Below are 2,902 nucleotides of genomic sequence, written 5' to 3' on the forward strand. Positions count from 1 at the left end.
TCTGACCTGATGGCTTCCAATGCAACCTTTGCTTTAAAATTCCCTGGATATTGCTTTCTCATTCTGTCTCCTTTATAATGGAGTCAATATCACAGAAAAAGCAGCTTAACCATCAGTTCAAATTTCGGGGTCCATTATAATTTCCGTCGTTCGGCTTAGAGGCAACTATGGCACACGATAATAGGATTCAAAATATTTTAGGAGAAAACCGTAATCGTAATCAACTAAACGCATCAAGGTACCTTGATTACCTAAAGTCGGCTGTTAAATTTCCTTGCAGGCTGACTGGTATAGAAGACTTCCCTTGGGAAGAACGTTACGTAATTGGAGGTTGGGATAAAGATGAATATGAAGAACTGAAAAAAGAGAACCCTTCTTATACAGACGTATTTGAGTTATTAGAGCTACTTGAACCAGATTCAGAGTTTGATGATATTATTGCAAAATTACAAAGGTTGACTGATCTTAAGATTTTCGAAGTTGGATTATCATGGTTACAATGTTTAGACTCTGATGATGTGAACTACCAATTAATCAATGATTACGCTGTTTGGCATACAAACTATTGATAATTTCTTGCCGAACATCACAATTGAGAGGGACTTTTTAACGCTGCGTTCGGTTCCTCACTCCGCATTAAAAAGCCCCTCATTGTGGGCGTTATCCTTTTCAGACCAAAAAATATCCCTTGACACCTGCCACGTATCTGGTTACAGTTCTGATGGATGATTCAAAAATTCAAACATAAAGGGCTTAAGCAATTATTCGAATCTGGTATCTCAAGTGGTGTCAATCCCCAGCACATAATGCGGCTTAGGAAAATTCTCGCTCTCCTTGAAACGGCTGAAACTCTTGAAGATATGGATTTACCTGGTCTGGGACTGCACCAACTCAAAGGTAATCGTAAAGAAATTTGGGCGGTTAAAGTCAGTGAGAACTGGCGCATTACGTTCAAGATTCAAAATGGAGACGCCTTTGATGTAAATTATGAAGATTATCATTAGGGAGGGAAAAATGACTATGTACAATCCGCCACATCCTGGTGAAATCATAAAAGAATTTTGTGTTGAACCACTTAATATCAATGTAACAGAAGCAGCCAGAACTCTTGGTGTTACAAGAAAAACTTTTTCAGCACTTTTAAATGGGCGTTCGGGCATTAGCCCTGAAATGGCATTAAGGTTATCAAAAGTATTTGGTCGCACACCAGAAGGATGGCTCCGGCTCCAGCTCCAATACGATCTATGGAAAACAAGACAATCTATTGATATTGGTGACTTGAAACGAATTGAAGCTGCATGAGTTCAAATTTATCGGATAACCATTGGGTGGAGAGGACGGGAAATACTTCGGGGATTTTCAGGTTAGTTTAGTGGCCCGCCTCTCACCCAAAACGTTATAAAACAAAAAATACATAATAAAGGAAAACCAAAATGTTCAAAACGTCTATATGCCCTCATTGTTATAAGATATTAAGCGTAAGTCTTGACCCACTTGCGCTGAAGGCGGATATCGTTTTATAATTTTTGAAGGCCCTTGGAAGGTAAAAGACGTTATTGCGTTCTTATTTTTGGCGTTTATGTTTTGCATATTACAATCCTTTTATAACAAATCAATGAACCCAACGCCGAGTAAGTTACGTTTTTTATCCTTGGCCGGCGGCGGCGTGGGTTATTTCCACCGTTCTTGACCAGAGGATGAATTTGATGAAAAATACCGATACATGTCAATGCCCTTCAAGAAAGAATTGTAGATGAGTACTCTCACCGAAAACTAAATAGCACTACAGAATCCAGACTTATACAATTCCTTGCATCCGCTTCTTCGTGCAAATCCTTTGCAGCTAAAGGCGTATCTTGAGAAGGTTGCTTGCAATATATCCATATCGGGCACACAAACCAAAGCACATTGTTACTTCGTGGCCCTTGACGGGAATCATCGCCCAAGAGTAAATGACTTTGCGCGATTTATTGCTGAACAGATTGTAGACATTGCAATACCTCGTAGCGAAATAGCGCGTGCGCTAAAAGAAGCTCAAGAAACTGGCTCCGCAGCTCCGACAACCAGACTCAATAATAAGGCCAGAAATTTGTTTACAAAACTTCCCAAGTCTGGGGAGGTGAGGTATGTTGAAAAAAGTGTACACCAATGTTAAGAAAAATTTTAAAGCGGAGGTGGCACAATGGAAAGAATACCATATGGGAAATACAATAAAGAATTCAGAGAAGAGGCGGTAAAGCTTGTGCTTGAAGGCGGTTATCACTGGTGACATCTACTTTAACTAACTGGATTAAAGCTTATAAGGCTGGAAAGCTGTCGGAAGTTGGAAGTACACATAAGCCATTGAGTGAACAAGAAATGGAGTTGGTACGACTTAAGCGGGAGCTTGCTGAAGTAAAGATGGAGCGAGACATATTAAAAAAAGCGGCAGCGTACTTTGCGAAGGAGTCGCAGCGAGGTGCGCGATGATAAAGAAGCTGCGGCTCCGGTATCCAGTGCCATTGCTACATAGGGTATTGGACGTATCAATAAGTGGATATTATGCATGGCTTAACAGGAAGCCTCCGGTTCGCTCCCAGGAGGAAGGAAGGCTTGAAGTTGAGGTAGTTGCAGCGCATAATCGTACCCGTATAAGACATGTGGCAATGAGCGACTTCAGAAAGATTTATCTGAGCACGGTGTGAAGATAGGGGTATGCCGTGTAAGAAAGATTCGCAAGAAACTGGGGATAAAGTGTAAGCAGACAAAGAAGTTCAAGGTAACAACAGATTCAAAGCATAATCTGCCTGTAGCTGACAATCTGCTTAATCAGAAATTTGAAACGACATCTCCGAGCCGTATATGGGTATCCGACATCACGTATATCTCGACAGATGAAGGCTGGTTATATCTTGCCGGTCAT

At 41.0% G+C, this 2,902-nt stretch carries 4 protein-coding genes and 1 pseudogene; all 5 read left to right on the forward strand.

Annotated elements, in window-relative coordinates:
* Positions 1 to 167: 167 nt before the first annotated feature.
* A complete protein-coding gene (locus VXK47_RS06645) occupies positions 168 to 569 on the forward strand; it encodes a hypothetical protein (RefSeq protein ID WP_435547988.1) in 402 nt (133 codons plus the stop codon).
* 156 nt (positions 570 to 725) lie between these two features.
* On the forward strand, positions 726 to 1,004 hold the full coding sequence (locus tag VXK47_RS06650; protein WP_435547989.1) for a type II toxin-antitoxin system RelE/ParE family toxin: 279 nt from the start codon (positions 726 to 728) through the stop codon (positions 1,002 to 1,004).
* Between the two features lie 10 nt (positions 1,005 to 1,014).
* Entirely contained in the window at positions 1,015 to 1,302 is a 288-nt protein-coding gene (locus tag VXK47_RS06655) for a HigA family addiction module antitoxin (protein WP_435547990.1), read from the forward strand.
* A 616-nt stretch (positions 1,303 to 1,918) separates the two neighbouring features.
* Positions 1,919 to 2,155, forward strand: a complete 237-nt coding sequence (locus VXK47_RS06660) for a Hachiman antiphage defense system protein HamA (RefSeq protein WP_435547991.1) — start codon at positions 1,919 to 1,921, stop codon at positions 2,153 to 2,155.
* Positions 2,156 to 2,182: 27 nt separating this feature from the next.
* Positions 2,183 to 2,902, forward strand: a pseudogene (locus VXK47_RS06665) (IS3 family transposase); the annotation flags it as partial.

It is taken from the genome of Desulfobacterium sp. N47, assembly GCF_051233685.1.
Lineage (GTDB): Bacteria > Desulfobacterota > Desulfobacteria > Desulfobacterales > RPRI01 > RPRI01.

Bases quoted from the DNA above. Each gene is read 5' to 3' on its own strand.
- VXK47_RS06655 (WP_435547990.1), top strand. From the start codon at position 1,015: ATGACTATGTACAATCCGCCACATCCTGGTGAAATCATAAAAGAATTT.
- VXK47_RS06645 (WP_435547988.1), top strand. From the start codon at position 168: ATGGCACACGATAATAGGATTCAAAATATTTTAGGAGAAAACCGTAAT.
- VXK47_RS06650 (WP_435547989.1), top strand. From the start codon at position 726: ATGATTCAAAAATTCAAACATAAAGGGCTTAAGCAATTATTCGAATCT.